This is a genomic window from Pseudogemmobacter sp. W21_MBD1_M6 (assembly GCF_052119585.1).
In the GTDB taxonomy this organism is placed as follows: domain Bacteria; phylum Pseudomonadota; class Alphaproteobacteria; order Rhodobacterales; family Rhodobacteraceae; genus JBGQOJ01.
Window position 1 is genome coordinate 172,449 of record NZ_JBGQOJ010000003.1, and the last position, 14,812, is coordinate 187,260.

General features: G+C 61.2%; 16 protein-coding genes. 10 read left to right on the forward strand and 6 right to left on the reverse strand.

The features are described from left to right. Positions 1-25 precede the first annotated feature (25 nt). The 3 genes from purL (at position 26) to grxD (ending at position 2,859) form a co-directional block, all read left to right on the forward strand. Positions 26-2,188, forward strand: coding sequence for a phosphoribosylformylglycinamidine synthase subunit PurL (gene purL / locus ACEN2R_RS06335; protein WP_442040349.1), 2,163 nt, complete (start codon positions 26-28; stop codon positions 2,186-2,188). 62 nt (positions 2,189-2,250) lie between these two features. Next, positions 2,251-2,493 (forward strand): BolA/IbaG family iron-sulfur metabolism protein, encoded by a 243-nt coding sequence (locus tag ACEN2R_RS06340; RefSeq protein ID WP_442040351.1) that lies wholly within the window; start codon positions 2,251-2,253, stop codon positions 2,491-2,493. A gap of 3 nt (positions 2,494-2,496) precedes the next feature. After that, complete coding sequence (grxD, locus tag ACEN2R_RS06345) at positions 2,497-2,859, forward strand: Grx4 family monothiol glutaredoxin (RefSeq protein ID WP_442040353.1); 363 nt, start codon at positions 2,497-2,499, stop codon at positions 2,857-2,859. 126 nt (positions 2,860-2,985) lie between these two features. Here the strand turns inward: grxD and ACEN2R_RS06350 are convergent, their stop codons facing one another. Beyond that, complete coding sequence (locus tag ACEN2R_RS06350; RefSeq protein ID WP_442040355.1) at positions 2,986-3,384, reverse strand: cell division protein ZapA; 399 nt, start codon at positions 3,382-3,384, stop codon at positions 2,986-2,988. Further along, on the reverse strand, positions 3,384-3,878 hold the full coding sequence (locus ACEN2R_RS06355; RefSeq protein ID WP_442040357.1) for a hypothetical protein: 495 nt from the start codon (positions 3,876-3,878) through the stop codon (positions 3,384-3,386). The genes ACEN2R_RS06350 and ACEN2R_RS06355 overlap by 1 nt, the downstream gene beginning before the upstream one ends. A gap of 206 nt (positions 3,879-4,084) precedes the next feature. Between ACEN2R_RS06355 and tkt the strand changes: the two genes are divergently transcribed. Together tkt and ACEN2R_RS06365 are read left to right on the forward strand one after the other, a co-directional pair. Further along, the gene (tkt, locus tag ACEN2R_RS06360) at positions 4,085-6,109 is read left to right on the forward strand and encodes a transketolase (RefSeq protein ID WP_442040359.1); all 2,025 of its coding nucleotides are present in this window, start codon (positions 4,085-4,087) and stop codon (positions 6,107-6,109) included. Between the two features lie 236 nt (positions 6,110-6,345). Further along, positions 6,346-6,834: a hypothetical protein gene (locus tag ACEN2R_RS06365; RefSeq protein WP_442040361.1), complete on the forward strand. Its 489-nt coding sequence runs from the start codon at positions 6,346-6,348 to the stop codon at positions 6,832-6,834. Between the two features lie 23 nt (positions 6,835-6,857). On the opposite strand, the gene ACEN2R_RS06370 is transcribed toward ACEN2R_RS06365, so the two are convergent. Next, positions 6,858-7,832 carry a DUF808 domain-containing protein gene (locus ACEN2R_RS06370; RefSeq protein WP_442040363.1) on the reverse strand — a complete coding sequence of 325 codons (975 nt, stop codon included), beginning with the start codon at positions 7,830-7,832 and terminating at the stop codon, positions 6,858-6,860. Between the two features lie 304 nt (positions 7,833-8,136). On the opposite strand from ACEN2R_RS06370, the gene gap (ACEN2R_RS06375) reads away from it, so the two are divergent. The 3 genes from gap (ACEN2R_RS06375) to gap (ACEN2R_RS06385) all read left to right on the forward strand — a co-directional run bounded on the left by gap (ACEN2R_RS06375) (position 8,137) and on the right by gap (ACEN2R_RS06385) (position 10,423). Then, positions 8,137-9,141: a type I glyceraldehyde-3-phosphate dehydrogenase gene (gene gap, locus ACEN2R_RS06375; protein WP_442040365.1), complete on the forward strand. Its 1,005-nt coding sequence runs from the start codon at positions 8,137-8,139 to the stop codon at positions 9,139-9,141. 30 nt (positions 9,142-9,171) lie between these two features. Beyond that, positions 9,172-9,315: a hypothetical protein gene (locus ACEN2R_RS06380; protein WP_442040367.1), complete on the forward strand. Its 144-nt coding sequence runs from the start codon at positions 9,172-9,174 to the stop codon at positions 9,313-9,315. Positions 9,316-9,421: 106 nt separating this feature from the next. Beyond that, a complete protein-coding gene (gene gap, locus ACEN2R_RS06385; RefSeq protein ID WP_442040369.1) occupies positions 9,422-10,423 on the forward strand; it encodes a type I glyceraldehyde-3-phosphate dehydrogenase in 1,002 nt (333 codons plus the stop codon). Between the two features lie 51 nt (positions 10,424-10,474). Here gap (ACEN2R_RS06385) and coaD read toward each other — a convergent pair whose 3' ends face one another. The 3 genes from coaD to ACEN2R_RS06400 form a co-directional block, all read right to left on the reverse strand. Further along, complete coding sequence (coaD, locus tag ACEN2R_RS06390; protein WP_442040371.1) at positions 10,475-10,969, reverse strand: pantetheine-phosphate adenylyltransferase; 495 nt, start codon at positions 10,967-10,969, stop codon at positions 10,475-10,477. Between the two features lie 81 nt (positions 10,970-11,050). Next, positions 11,051-11,485 (reverse strand): CBS domain-containing protein, encoded by a 435-nt coding sequence (locus tag ACEN2R_RS06395; protein ID WP_442040373.1) that lies wholly within the window; start codon positions 11,483-11,485, stop codon positions 11,051-11,053. A gap of 62 nt (positions 11,486-11,547) precedes the next feature. Beyond that, the gene (locus ACEN2R_RS06400; protein WP_442040375.1) at positions 11,548-12,444 is read right to left on the reverse strand and encodes a LysR family transcriptional regulator; all 897 of its coding nucleotides are present in this window, start codon (positions 12,442-12,444) and stop codon (positions 11,548-11,550) included. A gap of 98 nt (positions 12,445-12,542) precedes the next feature. Between ACEN2R_RS06400 and ACEN2R_RS06405 the strand changes: the two genes are divergently transcribed. Next, positions 12,543-14,045, forward strand: coding sequence for a CoA-acylating methylmalonate-semialdehyde dehydrogenase (locus tag ACEN2R_RS06405; RefSeq protein WP_442040377.1), 1,503 nt, complete (start codon positions 12,543-12,545; stop codon positions 14,043-14,045). A gap of 152 nt (positions 14,046-14,197) precedes the next feature. Next, positions 14,198-14,803, forward strand: coding sequence for a L,D-transpeptidase (locus ACEN2R_RS06410; protein ID WP_442040378.1), 606 nt, complete (start codon positions 14,198-14,200; stop codon positions 14,801-14,803). The last annotated feature ends 9 nt before the right edge of the window (positions 14,804-14,812 follow it).

Below are 14,812 nucleotides of genomic sequence, written 5' to 3' on the forward strand. Positions count from 1 at the left end.
CCAAGATGTAAAGGGATGCTCTCACATGCAAGAACTAGCAATCACCGAAGACCTTATCGCAGCGCACGGCCTGAAGCCGGATGAATACGCGCGGATCCTCGAGATCATCGGTCGTGAGCCGACCTTTACGGAACTTGGCATCTTCTCTGCCATGTGGAACGAGCATTGTTCCTACAAGTCGTCGAAGAAATGGTTGCGCACCCTGCCCACCACCGGCCCACAGGTCATCTGCGGCCCCGGCGAAAACGCGGGCGTCGTCGATATCGGCGACGGTCAGGCTATCGTATTCAAGATGGAATCGCACAACCACCCCTCCTACATCGAACCCTATCAGGGCGCGGCAACAGGCGTCGGCGGCATCCTGCGCGATGTCTTCACCATGGGCGCGCGCCCCATCGCCGCGATGAACTCTTTGTCGTTCGGCGAACCCTCACACCCCAAGACCCGCCAGCTGGTCAACGGGGTCGTCGCGGGCGTCGGCGGCTATGGCAACTGCTTTGGCGTGCCCAATGTCGGCGGCGAAGTCCGCTTTCATGCGGCCTATAACGGCAACTGTCTGGTCAACGCCTTTGCCGCCGGTCTGGCCGATGCCGACAAAATCTTCTATTCGGCGGCCTCGGGCGTCGGTATGCCCGTTGTCTATCTCGGGGCCAAAACCGGCCGTGACGGGGTTGGCGGCGCCACGATGGCCTCTGCCGAATTCGACGATACCATCGAGGAAAAGCGGCCCACAGTGCAGGTCGGTGACCCCTTCACCGAAAAGCGCCTGATGGAGGCGACGCTGGAACTGATGAAAACCGGCGCCGTGATCTCGATTCAGGACATGGGCGCCGCCGGTCTGACTTGCTCTGCGGTGGAAATGGGCGACAAGGGCAATCTGGGCGTGCGTCTGAACCTTGACGATGTGCCCGTGCGCGAAACTCACATGACCGCCTACGAGATGATGCTGTCCGAAAGCCAGGAGCGGATGCTCATGGTCCTCAACCCCGCCCTGGAGGCAGAGGCAAAAGCCGTGTTCGACAAATGGGATCTCGACTTTGCCATCGTCGGCGAAACCATCGCCGAAGACCGCTTTATCATCATGCACGGCAATCAGGTAAAGGCCGACCTGCCGCTGAAGGCGCTGTCGGGCACCGCCCCTGAATATGACCGCCCATGGGTCGAAACACCGCCCGCAGGCGATCTGGCCCCGGTGCCGGAAATCGACGCGGTTGATGGTTTGCGCGCGCTGATTTCCTCGCCCAACTACGCCGCCAAGAACTGGGTGTTCGAACAGTATGACCACATGGTAATGGCCGACACCGTGCGCGCGCCCGGCGTCGGCGCGGGCATCGTGCGCATCCACGGCACCCCAAAGGCCGTCGCCTTTACCAGCGACGTGACCCCGCGCTACGTCAAGGCAAACCCCTTCGAGGGCGGCAAACAGGCCGTGGCGGAGGCATATCGCAACCTGATCGCCGTCGGCGCGCGCCCGCTTGCCACGACCGACAACCTGAACTTCGGCAACCCCGAAAAGCCGGTCATCATGGGTCAGTTCGTCGGCGCGATCAAAGGCATAGGTCAGGCGGTCACCGCGCTCGACATGCCCATCGTGTCGGGCAACGTGTCGCTTTACAATGAAACCGACGGTACCGGCATCCTGCCCACCCCCACCATCGGCGCAATCGGCCTATTGGACAACATCGACACCGACCTGATCTCTGGCCTGCCGAAAAACGGCGATCTGGCGATCATGATCGGCGAGACACTGGGCCACCTTGGCCAGTCCGCCCTTCTGGCAGAGGTGTTCAACCGCGAAGACGGCGACGCACCGCATGTCGATCTGGACGCCGAACGCAAGCATGGCGACTTCATCCTCGCCAATCGCACGCTTTTTTCCGCCTGCACCGACCTGTCGGATGGCGGCCTCGCACTGGCCGCCTTCGAGATGGCCGAGGCCGCGGGCATCGGCCTCCACATGGAACCCGCCACCACCGCGCAGTATTTCGGCGAGGATCAGGCCCGCTATCTGGTCGCCTGCACTTTCGATCAGGCCGAGGCGCTGATGGTCGCCGCAAGCGCCGCTGGCGTGCCCGCATCGACCGTCGGCCGGTTCACTGGCCATACGGTCAAGCTGGGCACCTCCGAGGCGCCTATGGCAGAGCTGTCGCAGATCTTCCGCAGCTCTTTCGCCGCAACCGTCGCCTGACCTTGCAGGACGGCCCGCGCCGCCCTACATTTCTGTGACAGTACCAAAGGACATATGCACCCATGGCGATTGAAGCCCACGACATAGAGGCCCTGATCCGCGAAAGTTTTCCTGACGCGAAGATCGCGATCACCGATCTGGCAGGCGACGGAAACCACTACGCGGCAGAGGTGATCGACGCCTCGTTCAAAGGCATGAACCGCGTCCAGCAACAACGTGCGGTCTATGCCGCGCTCAAGGGGAAAATGGATGGCGCCAATGGCGAACTCCATGCCCTGGCCCTGACAACCAAAGCACCGGAGTAAACCATGACCGACGCAACCGATACGATCAAGGCAACCGTCACCAATAACGACGTCGTTCTGTTCATGAAGGGCACCAAGACAATGCCGCAGTGCGGCTTCTCGTCCAAGGTCGCCGGTGTTCTGAACTATATGGGCGTGGAATTCGCCGATGTGAACGTTCTGGCCGATGCCGACATCCGTCAGGGCATCAAGGATTTCTCGGACTGGCCGACGATCCCCCAGCTTTACGTCAAAGGGGAATTCATCGGCGGCTGTGACATCATCACCGAAATGACCCTGTCGGGCGAACTGGACGCGCTGTTCGAACAGCAAGGCGTCGCCTACGACAAGGTCGCCGCCGACAAGATCCGCGAAGCAAACGCTTGAACGTGGCTCCGCCTCCGGCGGGGATATTTCAAGAACAAAGAAAGAAAGGGCCCCTTCCGCATCCGGACAGGGGCCCTTCTCTTGTCATTCTTCTCGGCAAAAATACTCAAAAAACACGGGCAGGGATCAACCTGCCTTCAACCGGTCTTCCATCGCTTCGGCCAAAGCCTCGGCACGGGCCGCGATTTCCGCCATCGTGTCGGTGACGACATCAGGGATCACCGCTACTTCGATCCGTTCCGGCGCGGGGGCGGGACGGTTCCGAAGCTCTTCGATCAACTGTGCCTGCGCTGTCAGTTTTGCCTCGAACTGGCGCAACTGCTCTTCCAGTCCGGCGGTCTTATCCGCCAGCATCAGCCCCGACATCAACAACATCCGCGCTTCGGGGATGCGGCCGACCTGTTTCAGCAGGACATCCGCCTCTACATCCAGAAGCTTGGCTGCGGAATGCAGGAAATGCTCTTCGCCATCCTGACAGGCGACCGAAAACGTCCGCCCCCCGATGTGAATATCGACGTCAGCCATTACGCGCCCTCTCCGACCAGCGGTTTCAGTTCCGACAGGATCGCGTCGATCTCGTCACGGTCTGCGGTGCGCACGGCGCGCAGCGCCTCCAGTTCCGTCAGCATCGCCTTGTTGATCAGATGCGGATCGGCCAGCCCTTCCGCATTCGCGGTGCGCAGCGCCTCGTTGTTGTGGCGCAGCTGGTCATTGACCCGCGACAGGCGCGCGACATCCGCCTCAAAGGTGGCAAGCTGGGCGCGTTGACGCTCGATCAGCTTTTCGTTTTGCTGCATCAACGTATCCTGCTTTTCCTTGATCGCCTTGACCCGCTCGGTCAGCTGCGCATTCGCCTCTTTTTCCGCCGCAAGCGCCTCTTGCAAGGCGGCCATCGCCGCGCTGCTGTCGTCGGCCACGGGTGCGGCGGATTCTGGCGCATCAGCGGCCGTTTCCATCGCTCGCCCGATCCGCGCCAAAGCGTCGGTGATGCGACGTTCCAGATCTGCAATCTCGCTCATATCTGTGTGTCCCTGCTCGTTTCGCCGTATGCGTGCGGCCTCTGTGGGTCGGGGCGCGAATCGCAAACGGCACTCTCGACCCAAAGTTTACCTAAAGCCAAAGCCAATTGCGCCCCCTTTCCGCCCAATGGGTTATGCGCGGCGCTTGAACTCTCCTGTCAGGCTGGTATCACCGCCGCAAGCCTAATTCCCGACCCAAAGGACACATGCCCGTGGATATCCAGTCGTTGCAGAAAGACCACCCCGATCATTGGAAAAAAGCCGCCGCCATCCGCGTCTTGACGCTGGATGCCGTTGCCGCCGCGAATTCCGGCCATTCCGGCATGCCGATGGGCATGGCCGATGTCGCCACCGTGCTGTTCGAGAAGCACCTGAAATTCGACGCCGCCGCCCCGAACTGGCCCGATCGTGACAGGTTCATCCTGTCTGCGGGTCACGGCTCCATGCTGATCTATTCGCTGCTGCATCTGACCGGCTATGCCGATATCACCCTTGGCCAGATCAAGAACTTCCGCCAGTGGGGCGCCAAAACGGCCGGTCACCCCGAATTCGGCCATGCCGCGGGCATCGAAACGACGACCGGACCGCTTGGTCAGGGCCTTGCCAATTCCGTGGGCTTTGCCATCGCCGAGGAAATCCAGCGCGCACATTACGGCAAGAAGATCGTCGATCACCACACCTATGTGATCGCGGGCGACGGCTGCCTGATGGAGGGCGTCAGTCAGGAGGCAATCGGCCTTGCCGGCAAGCAGGAATTGTCCAAGCTGATCGTGCTGTGGGACGACAACGGCATCACCATCGACGGCGCCGTGTCGATTTCCGACGTCACCGATCAGAAGGCGCGCTTTGCGGCATCCGGCTGGACCGTTCTGTCCTGCGACGGCCATGATCCGGTCGATATTGACCGCGCCCTGACCGCCGCCAAGACATCCACAAAGCCGACGATGATTGCCTGCAAGACCCATATCGCGCTTGGCTCTTCGGCGCAGGACACGTCCAAGGGGCACGGCGCCCTGACCGACGCGAAACTGATCGCCGACACCCGCGCCGCCTATGGCTGGACATGGGGGCCCTTCGAAATCCCCGCCGACGTGAAATCCCAGTGGGAGGCCATCGGCAGCCGCGGCGCCAAAGGCCGCCTCGAATGGGAGGCCCGCTTTGCCGCCCAATCCGAAAGCAAACAGGCCGAGTTCAACCGTGCCTATGCGCTTGATGCACCCAAACGCCTTGGCGCAACGATCAAGGCGCTCAAGCGCCAGATCTCGGAATCCGCCCCTTCGGTCGCGACCCGCAAATCGTCCGAAATGGTGCTGGAGGTCGTGAACCCCCTGATGTCCGAAACCGTCGGCGGTTCTGCCGACCTGACCGGCTCTAACAACACCAAGACCAAGGATCTGGGCGTTTTCGGCCCCGACAACCGCAAGGGTCGCTACATCTACTTCGGCATCCGCGAACATGGCATGGCGGCGGCGATGAACGGCATGGTGCTGCACGGCGGCATGCGGCCCTATGGCGGCACGTTCATGTGCTTTACCGACTATGCCCGCGGCGCGATGCGCCTGTCGGCCCTGATGCAGATCCCGACCGTTTATGTCATGACCCATGACAGCATCGGCCTTGGCGAAGATGGCCCGACCCACCAGCCGGTCGAGCATCTGGCAATGCTGCGCGCCACCCCCAACACCTATGTGTTCCGCCCCGCCGATACGGTCGAAACCGCCGAAGCCTGGGAAATCGCCCTGACCAGCAAAACCACGCCTTCGGTTCTGGCCCTGTCGCGTCAGAACCTGCCGACGGTCCGCAAAGACCACAAGAACCGGAACCTTGTGTCGCAAGGTGCCTATGTTCTGGCCGACGCCGAAGGCAAGCGCGAGGCGATCATCATGGCCACCGGATCCGAGGTTGAAATCGCCCTTGCCGCCCGTGACCTGCTTCAGGCCGAAGGCATCGGCACGCGCGTCGTGTCCATGCCCTGCTGGGAGCTGTTCTCGGAGCAGGACGAAGCCTACCGTCGCCGCGTTCTGCCCGGTGGCCCGGTGCGGGTCGCCGTCGAGGCCGGCATCCAGTTCGGCTGGGATCGCTGGTTGACCGGCGAGCGTGGCAAGAACGGCAAGGCGGGTTTTGTAGGCATGACCGGATTCGGCGCGTCAGCCCCTGCCGAGGTGCTGTATGAAAAGTTCGGCATCACCGCAAAGGATGTGGCCGAAAAGGTCAAATCCCTGATCGGCTAAGGCAACCTTTGAGATGAACCACAAAGGCGGCCCCGTTGCGGGCCGCCTTTTTCATGCCTGACGCAGATCGCGGCGCGGTGCCGGGGATACAAACAGGGACCAAACCCTTTCGCAGATGCGTTCTGCTTTTGGTTGTATTGCCTGTGAAAATCATCTAACGTAATTGAATTAATTGAATTAATTGAATTAATTGAATTCTATTAAAGATCGCGTTGTTTACAATAATGATGATTTCCTTGGCTTTTTCACCTTTCGTGAATTTTGATCCCTATGACATGATCCGTCAGGTTGCACACCCGTTTCACGGACAGGCTGGCGCCTCGATCATGCTGGTCGTGTTCCTTGGCATGATCGCCCGCCCGATTTTCATTATCGTGATGGTCTCAATCCGCATGAAATCCCCGCTTGACGGTAAGGGCAGCGGGCAGTTGATCATGATGGCCATCGGCGCTTTGGGTGCGGCGGCGGTGCTGGCGGGCGGCAGCGTGTCTGCCGGGTCGCGCCTGAAGGAAAGCATTTTTAATCCCGTTGTGGTCATGATGGGGCGCAGCGATACCTGCGATCCCGAAACAATCGACTCGTGCCGCGAGGTCTTTGTGCGCGGGGCGCAGGTCTGGGCCAATCCGGGCGACTGGTTGCCCTCCGAAGGGACATGGCCGATGACCGCGCCGGCTATCCCCGCGCCGCCTGCGCCCCTACCGCCCGAGGCCGCGATGCCTTTGTGACACCGCAGGCCAAGGCGGCAGCGTTATCCTCTGGCCCGCGCGAACAGACCCGACACCGCCGACCACGCCGGCACAATCGCCCATGCCGCAACAGGGATCAGCGCCAGCCCCAGCGCCAGCCCGAACACCCCGTCCATCGCCGCCTTGGCGGTCCACTCCACCGCAGCCCCGGCCTGCGGCACAAGATGACCGACCGCAACCGCCCAGTCATGGATGTGGTGACCCAGCCAGCCCGCGCCCAGTTCTTCCATCCCGTGCACCACGATAGACCCGCCAACCCACAGCATCGCGGCGGTTCCCACCCATGTCAGCCCGATCAGAAACCCAGGCATGCCACGCACAATCCCGCGCCCCGCAGCGCGTGTGGCACGCAGCCGGCCCGAGACGCTCATCAACAGGCCCAGATCATCCGCCTTCACGATCAAGGCGACACTGCCGTAGACCGCGATCGTGATCCCGATCGCAACAATTGCCAGCGTCACCGCTTCCTGCACCAGTGAACTGGCGGGAATCGCGGCAAGCGCGATGGTCATGATCTCTGCCGACAGGATAAAGTCGGTCTTGATCGCCCCTGCGATCTTTTCTTCTTCCAGATGCGCGGGGTCGTCCGGCCCCAGACCGACGGTATCGGGATGGTGGGCATCCGGAAACAGCTTGTGCGCGACCTTTTCCGCACCTTCATAGCAAAGATAGCCACCGCCCAGCATCAACAGCGGCGCAATCAGGCCGGGCGCAAGGTTGGACAACAGCAAACCGGCGGGCAACAAAAAGATCAACTTGTTCTTGATCGACCCCAGCGCAATGCGCCCGACAATCGGCAGTTCCCGCTCTGCCGAAAAGCCATGCACATATTTCGGTGACACGGCGGCATCGTCGATCACCGCCCCCGCCGCCTTCGCGCCAGCCTTGGCCGCCTGCCCGATCACATCATCGACCGAACTTGCCGCAATTTTTGCAATTGCAGCCACATCATCCAACAGCGCCAACAAACCGCTCATACCAGCAACCCTCTTGTTATGTCGGACGCACCCTAACGCCGGGCGCGGATGATACAAGACCCTGCCACCATCGCGGTGATTCTGTCCCAAAGGCATTTTCAGAGCCACAGACGCCGCCCGCGCCATGATGAGGCGCATTTCGTATACCACCGCACACAATCCCCCGCCAAATGTTGGCGCTAACGGTCCGGTTTTGCGCTAACATGTTGATAGATATTCGATTTTTCCTTGGTGCCCGCAGTCAGGATTGCTAAGAGACGCCAAGGCAACCAGATCGCGCCAGATCACCGGAAGGAACCGCATCATGACCGTCACCGTAGGGATCAATGGCTTTGGCCGCATCGGACGCTGCACCCTTGCCCATATCGCCGAAAGCGGTCGCAACGATGTTCAGGTGGTCAAGATCAACGCCACAGGCCCGATCGAAACCAACGCGCATCTGCTGAAATACGACAGCGTGCATGGCCGCTTCGGCGGCGAGGTGCGGGTCAAGGGCAACACCCTTGATCTGGGCCGCGGCCCGATGGAGGTGATGTCCACCTACAACCCCGCAGAACTGGACTGGTCCGGCGTCGATGTGGTGCTGGAATGCACCGGCCAATTCAACGACGGCCTGAAATCCGCCATCCATCTTGAACGCGGCGCGAAAAAAGTCCTGATCTCTGCCCCCGCGACCAATGTGGATCGCACGGTCGTCTACGGCGTCAATCACCGGCAACTGGTCTCGACCGATCGCATGGTGTCGAACGGGTCCTGCACCACCAACTGCCTTGCGCCACTGGCCAAGGTGCTGAACGACGCCATCGGCATCGAGCGCGGCATCATGACAACGATCCACAGCTACACCGGCGACCAACCCACGCTGGACCGTCGCCATCCCGACCTCTATCGCGCCCGCGCGGCAGCAATGGCGATGATCCCCACATCGACAGGCGCCGCAAAAGCACTGGGAGAGGTCCTGCCGGAACTGGCGGGCAAACTTGACGGCACCGCAATGCGCGTGCCCACCCCCAACGTCAGCGCCGTTGACCTGACATTCGAGGCCAGCCGCGACACATCCGTGGAAGAGGTCAACGCGATCATGCAGGCCGCAGCCAACGGCTATATGGGCGCGGTCCTGTCCTACGACCCCGAAGCCAAGGTCTCGATTGACTTCAACCACACTCCGCAGTCATCTATCTTTGCCCCCGACCAGACCAAAGTTGTGGGTGGCCGCACCGTTCGCGTGCTGGCATGGTATGATAACGAGTGGGGATTCTCCTGCCGGATGGCTGATGTGGCCGCCGCAATGGGGCGCCTCCTGCATTAAGGAGATCGGGGCCACGCCCCTGCGCCACATATGACCGACCGTATCGCACTTGTTCTTTTCCTCTTGATTGCCGTGGTTTTCGCCGCCGATCTTCTGGTGTTCCACTGGGGCATGACGCTGTTTCTGGCGCGCAAATTTGTCGCCCTGACCCAATGGCTGGCGTTCTGGCGCTAAGTCGGCGTCGAGGCGGTTGACCTTTTTCCAAAAATCGCGATGTTAGCGTTAACAGCGCGGGCCGCCAAATCATCGCCCCGCTTTGCTTTTGGAAAAGGGGCGCACTATGTCTGTCAAAGTAGCTATCAACGGCTTCGGTCGCATCGGCCGCAACGTCTTGCGGGCGATCATCGAAAGCGGCCGCACCGACATTGAGGTCATCGCGATCAACGATTTGGGTCCGGTTGAAACCAATGCCCACCTGCTGCGGTTCGACAGCGTCCATGGCCGCTTTCCCGCAACCGTCACCACAACCGCCGACTCGATTGATGTCGGTCGTGGCCCGATCCGCGTCACCGCCCTGCGCAACCCCGCCGACCTGCCATGGGCCGATGTCGATATCGTGCTGGAATGCACAGGCATCTTTACCGACAAGGACAAGGCAAAGATCCACCTTGAAAACGGCGCAAGCCGCGTTCTGGTCTCTGCCCCATCAAAAGGCGCTGATAAAACAATCGTTTACGGCGTAAACCACGACACACTGACCGCCGAAGACCTGATCGTATCAAACGCCAGCTGCACCACGAACTGCCTGTCTCCCGTGGCCTATGTCCTGAATGAAACCATCGGGATCACGCGCGGGTTCATGACGACAATCCACAGCTATACCGGCGACCAGCCCACGCTCGACACAATGCACGGCGACCTTTACCGCGGCCGCGCCGCCGCCCTGTCGATGATCCCGACCTCGACCGGGGCCGCCAAGGCCGTTGGTCTGGTGCTGCCCGAACTGAACGGCAAGCTGGACGGCGTGGCGATCCGCGTGCCGACGCCCAATGTCTCGGTTGTCGATCTGACCTTCGAGGCTAGCCGCGAAACGACGGTCGCCGAAATCAACGCCGCGATCAAAGCCGCCGCCGACGGCAAGCTGCGCGGCATTCTTGGCTATACAGAGGTCCAGAACGTCTCGTCGGACTTCAACCATGACCCCCATTCATCGATCTTCCACATGGACCAGACAAAGGTCATGGATGGCACGATGTGCCGCATCCTGTCGTGGTATGATAACGAATGGGGCTTTTCCAACCGCATGGCTGACACCGCCGTTGCGATGGGCAAGCTGCTGTAATCAAAGGCTTCTGCAAAACGAAGGACCCGCGCCCAACCGGCGCGGGTTTTTTCATGCCCGCCGTTTGTTGATCAACGCCTCGTTCACGGCGGGCGGTACGAACTTCGATACATCCCCCCCCAGCCGGGAAATCTCTTTCACCAGCTTGGAGGCAATCGCCTGATGCCGCGCCTCGGCCATCAGGAACACGGTCTCGACCGATGAATCCAGCACGCGGTTCATGCCAACCATCTGATATTCATACTCGAAATCGGCCACAGCCCGAAGGCCACGAATGATGATTCCGGCTCTGACATCATGGGCGCAGTCAATCAGCAGGTTCTCAAACGGATGGGCCACAATCTCGGTTCCGGTTGCTTTTGACAGTATTGCACATTCCGCCTCGATCATCGCGACACGCTCTTCCAGCGTGAACAGCGGCCCCTTGTCGCGGTTGATCGCCACGCCAATGACCAGCCGGTCAACAAGCGCCGCCGCCCGCTTGATGATATCAAGATGGCCGAGAGTGACCGGATCAAAGGTTCCGGGATAGAGTCCGACACGCATGGGCGCCTCCGTTATGTCCAGAGCACGCAACAATATTGCGCAACGGTTTGCAAGTCGATTTTCCGCAGGCAGCCTTGCGGCCTAGTGGCCCATGATCATCCCTTCAAGCGCCTCTTTCTCCATCGACAGCTCTGACAGGCGCGCCTTGACCACGTCGCCGATGGAAATCAGCCCGATCATCTCGTCGCCCGCCATCACCGGCATGTGGCGGAACCGGCCCGCTGTCATCTGTTCCAGCACCACGTCATTCGACTGGTCGGCGGTGCAACTGACCAGCTTTGCAGTCATAAGATCGTCGACCGTATCCGACATGCAGCCCACGCCGCGACGGCCCAGTTCCCGCACGATGTCGCGTTCTGACAGAATTCCGATGGGCTTTTTGCCATCGGCAGAGACGATAAGCGCACCGATCCGGCGGCTGGACAGGATTTCAGCCGCGGCCGCCACGGATGTTCCAGGTTTGATCGTGATAACGCCCTCGTCGGCCTTGGATTTCAAGATCTGGTGGACCAGCATAGCAAAACCTCCCTAACGCCATACACTTATCCTGCCAGCGTCGCCCCAAGTGGCGGTGTCTGTCAAGCATGGCGTTCCAGCCGCGCCACCTCGCGCTTCATCCCCTGTGCCAGAAGATCGGCAAAGCGGTTCAACCGCTCGACCCGTCGGTCGTCGATATGCCGGATCAGGTAAAAGCTGCGGCTCAGCGACACGGTCCCGGCCAGCACCTTGCGTAGACCCGGCGCGGTGGGCATCGCAAAGTCGTGCACAATGCCAAGCCCCGCGCCCTGTCGCACCCAGTTGAACTGCACCGACACCGAATTCGACGCCAGCGCCACGCCCTCGACCCCCAGTTCGGCCAGATAATCCAGCTCTTTGTCGAAAATCATATCGGGGATATAGCCGATGATCCTGTGCCCCTTCAGGTCCGCCAGCGTTTCAATCGGCGGGTGTTGCGCCAGATAGTCCTCGGATGCGGCCAGATGCAGCCGGTAATCGGCCAGCTTTTGCACTGTCAGCCGCCCTGCCGTCGGCTGCGATACCGCAATCGCCATATCGGCCTCGCGCTTGGACAGGTTGAACACCCGCGGCAGCGCCACGATCTGCACCTCAAGTCCCGGATTTCCCTCACATATCTCGGCGCAGACCTGCGGCAAAAGATAGTTCGCCGCCCCGTCTGGCGCACCGATGCGGATTGATCCGGTCAGCGTGTCCGCCGCCCCCCGCACCTCCTCGATCGCCGCCGCCATTGCCTGCTCCGCCTGCGTGCCCCGCTCCATCAGGCGCTCTCCGGCGTCAGTCAGCGCATAGCCCTGCGGCGACTTCAGGAACAATGCCGCCTGCAACCGGTCCTCCAGCCGCTGCACCCGCCGCCCCACCGTGGCCGGGTCCAGCCGCAGCGCCTTTCCCGCGCCCGACAGGCTTTCCGCCCGCGCCACGGCAAGGAAAATCCGCAGGTCGTCCCAATGATCCGCCATGTCATACCTGTATTTTTGCAAAACCCTTTTGGTAAACTGCCGCTTTTCCACCCAGAAATGCAAGACTAAGGTAATGCAAATTCAATGGAGGACGCGATATGACCACCGAACTGACCCATTACATCAACGGCAAGCACGTCAAAGGCACCTCGGGCCGCTTTGCCGATGTGTTCAACCCCGCAACCGGCGAAGTGCAAGGACGCGTGCCGCTGGCGTCCGCATCCGAACTGGATCACGCCGTGGCCGAGGCCGCAAAGGCGCAGGTCAAATGGGGTTCCACCAACCCGCAGCGCCGCGCCCGCGTGATGATGGAATTCGTCCGCCTTCTGAACCGCGACATGGATAAGCTGGCCGAGGCGCTGTCGCGCGAGCACGGAAAAACCATCCCCGATGCCAAGGGCGACATCCAGCGCGGCCTAGAGGTGATCGAGTTCTGCATCGGCGCGCCGCACCTGCTGAAGGGAGAATTCACCGACGCCGCAGGCCCCGGCATCGACATGTATTCCATGCGTCAGGCCCTGGGCGTTGTTGCAGGCATCACGCCCTTCAACTTTCCCGCGATGATCCCGATGTGGAAATTCGGCCCCGCCCTTGCCTGCGGCAACGCCTTCATCTTGAAACCGTCAGAGCGTGATCCGTCCGTGCCGTTGATGCTGGCCGAACTGATGTCCGAGGCCGGCCTGCCCGATGGCGTGCTACAGGTCGTCAATGGCGACAAGGAAGCGGTCGATGCGATCCTTGACAACGAAACCGTTCAGGCCATCGGCTTTGTCGGCTCGACCCCAATCGCGCATTACATCTACTCGCGCGGCTGTGCGGCCGGCAAGCGCGTCCAGTGCTTTGGCGGCGCCAAGAACCACATGATCATCATGCCCGACGCCGATCTGGATCAGGCCGCCGACGCGCTGATCGGTGCCGGTTATGGCGCGGCGGGCGAACGCTGCATGGCGATCTCTGTCGCCGTGCCCGTGGGCGACGTAACGGCGGATGCCCTGATAGAGCGTCTGATCCCGCGCATCGAAAAGCTTAAGGTCGGGCCATACACTGCGGGCGACGACGTCGACTACGGCCCCGTTGTGACCGCCGCCGCCAAGAAAAACATCCTTGGCCTTGTGCAGTCCGGCATCGACCAGGGCGCCAAGCTTGTCGTCGATGGCCGCGACTTCAAACTACAAGGCTACGAAGACGGCTTCTTTGTCGGACCGCACCTCTTTGACCACGTCACCACCGACATGGACATCTACAAAAAAGAGATATTCGGACCGGTCCTGTCCACCGTCCGCGCCAAAACCTACGAAGAGGCGCTGGCCTACGCGATGGACCACGAATACGGCAACGGCACCGCGATCTTTACCCGCGACGGCGACACCGCCCGTGACTTTGCATCGCGGATCAACATCGGCATGGTCGGCATCAACGTGCCGATCCCCGTGCCCTTGGCCTACCACACCTTCGGCGGCTGGAAGAAATCCGGCTTCGGTGACCTGAACCAGCACGGCCCGCACTCGTTCCTGTTCTACACACGGACAAAGACGGTCACCGCGCGCTGGCCCTCGGGCATCCGTCAGGGCGGCGAGTTCAACTTTAAACCCATGGACTAACCCCACCGCGCCCCGGCCTGACCGCCGGGGCGCATCCCGCCGTTTTCGACACAAATTCGTGAGAACGAATGCATATCCCCTCTCTTGTGTTAACCCCACCGCGTCTTACTGGTATGAAGGACGCGTCGAACCATAAAAAGAGGCCGAGGCATATGACAAATATTACCCGCAGAAACGTGTTTTTCACAGGTCTGGCCGCATCCGCCCTGCCCTTGCTTGCACCCTCCGTGCTCCGCGCCCAATCCGCGATCCTTGATCAGGCCGACGCCGCTGCTGCCGCCGCAGAGGATACGATCCGCCGCAACATCTCCAGCTTCAAAACCCAGGACTGGCGCGACCATTTCGAAACCCTCGGCGTGGCAAGCATCGTCTGCGACACCAAATCCCGCGCCCTGCATTACTGGAACCACGACGGCACCGATTACCGCATGTATCCGACAACCGTGCCGATGACCGATGACCTGACGCGCCTTGGCTATACAGAAATCGTGCGCAAAAAGGTCGGCCCGACATGGACCCCGACCCCCAGCATGCGCGAAAGGGATCCGAACCTGCCCGACATGCTGCCCGCAGGCGGCGAAAACCCCCTTGGCACCCATGCGATGTATCTGACATGGCCCGCCTACCTGATTCACGGCACCTACGACACGCGCAAGATCGGTCGCCGGTCGTCGTCGGGCTGCATCGGCCTCTACAATGAAAAAATCGCAGAACTGTTCGAAATTACGCCGATCGGCACCCAGGTCCGTCTAGTCTGACCGCCCTGT

Excerpts from the sequence above, each read along its gene's own strand:
- tkt (WP_442040359.1), top strand. The coding sequence starts at position 4,085 with ATGCCCGTGGATATCCAGTCGTTGCAGAAAGACCACCCCGATCATTGG.
- gap (WP_442040369.1), top strand. The coding sequence starts at position 9,422 with ATGTCTGTCAAAGTAGCTATCAACGGCTTCGGTCGCATCGGCCGCAAC.
- coaD (WP_442040371.1), bottom strand. The coding sequence starts at position 10,969 with ATGCGTGTCGGACTCTATCCCGGAACCTTTGATCCGGTCACTCTCGGC.
- grxD (WP_442040353.1), top strand. The coding sequence starts at position 2,497 with ATGACCGACGCAACCGATACGATCAAGGCAACCGTCACCAATAACGAC.
- ACEN2R_RS06400 (WP_442040375.1), bottom strand. The coding sequence starts at position 12,444 with ATGGCGGATCATTGGGACGACCTGCGGATTTTCCTTGCCGTGGCGCGG.
- ACEN2R_RS06380 (WP_442040367.1), top strand. The coding sequence starts at position 9,172 with ATGACCGACCGTATCGCACTTGTTCTTTTCCTCTTGATTGCCGTGGTT.
- gap (WP_442040365.1), top strand. The coding sequence starts at position 8,137 with ATGACCGTCACCGTAGGGATCAATGGCTTTGGCCGCATCGGACGCTGC.
- ACEN2R_RS06395 (WP_442040373.1), bottom strand. The coding sequence starts at position 11,485 with ATGCTGGTCCACCAGATCTTGAAATCCAAGGCCGACGAGGGCGTTATC.
- ACEN2R_RS06340 (WP_442040351.1), top strand. The coding sequence starts at position 2,251 with ATGGCGATTGAAGCCCACGACATAGAGGCCCTGATCCGCGAAAGTTTT.
- ACEN2R_RS06355 (WP_442040357.1), bottom strand. The coding sequence starts at position 3,878 with ATGAGCGAGATTGCAGATCTGGAACGTCGCATCACCGACGCTTTGGCG.
- ACEN2R_RS06370 (WP_442040363.1), bottom strand. The coding sequence starts at position 7,832 with ATGAGCGGTTTGTTGGCGCTGTTGGATGATGTGGCTGCAATTGCAAAA.
- ACEN2R_RS06350 (WP_442040355.1), bottom strand. The coding sequence starts at position 3,384 with ATGGCTGACGTCGATATTCACATCGGGGGGCGGACGTTTTCGGTCGCC.
- ACEN2R_RS06410 (WP_442040378.1), top strand. The coding sequence starts at position 14,198 with ATGACAAATATTACCCGCAGAAACGTGTTTTTCACAGGTCTGGCCGCA.
- purL (WP_442040349.1), top strand. The coding sequence starts at position 26 with ATGCAAGAACTAGCAATCACCGAAGACCTTATCGCAGCGCACGGCCTG.
- ACEN2R_RS06405 (WP_442040377.1), top strand. The coding sequence starts at position 12,543 with ATGACCACCGAACTGACCCATTACATCAACGGCAAGCACGTCAAAGGC.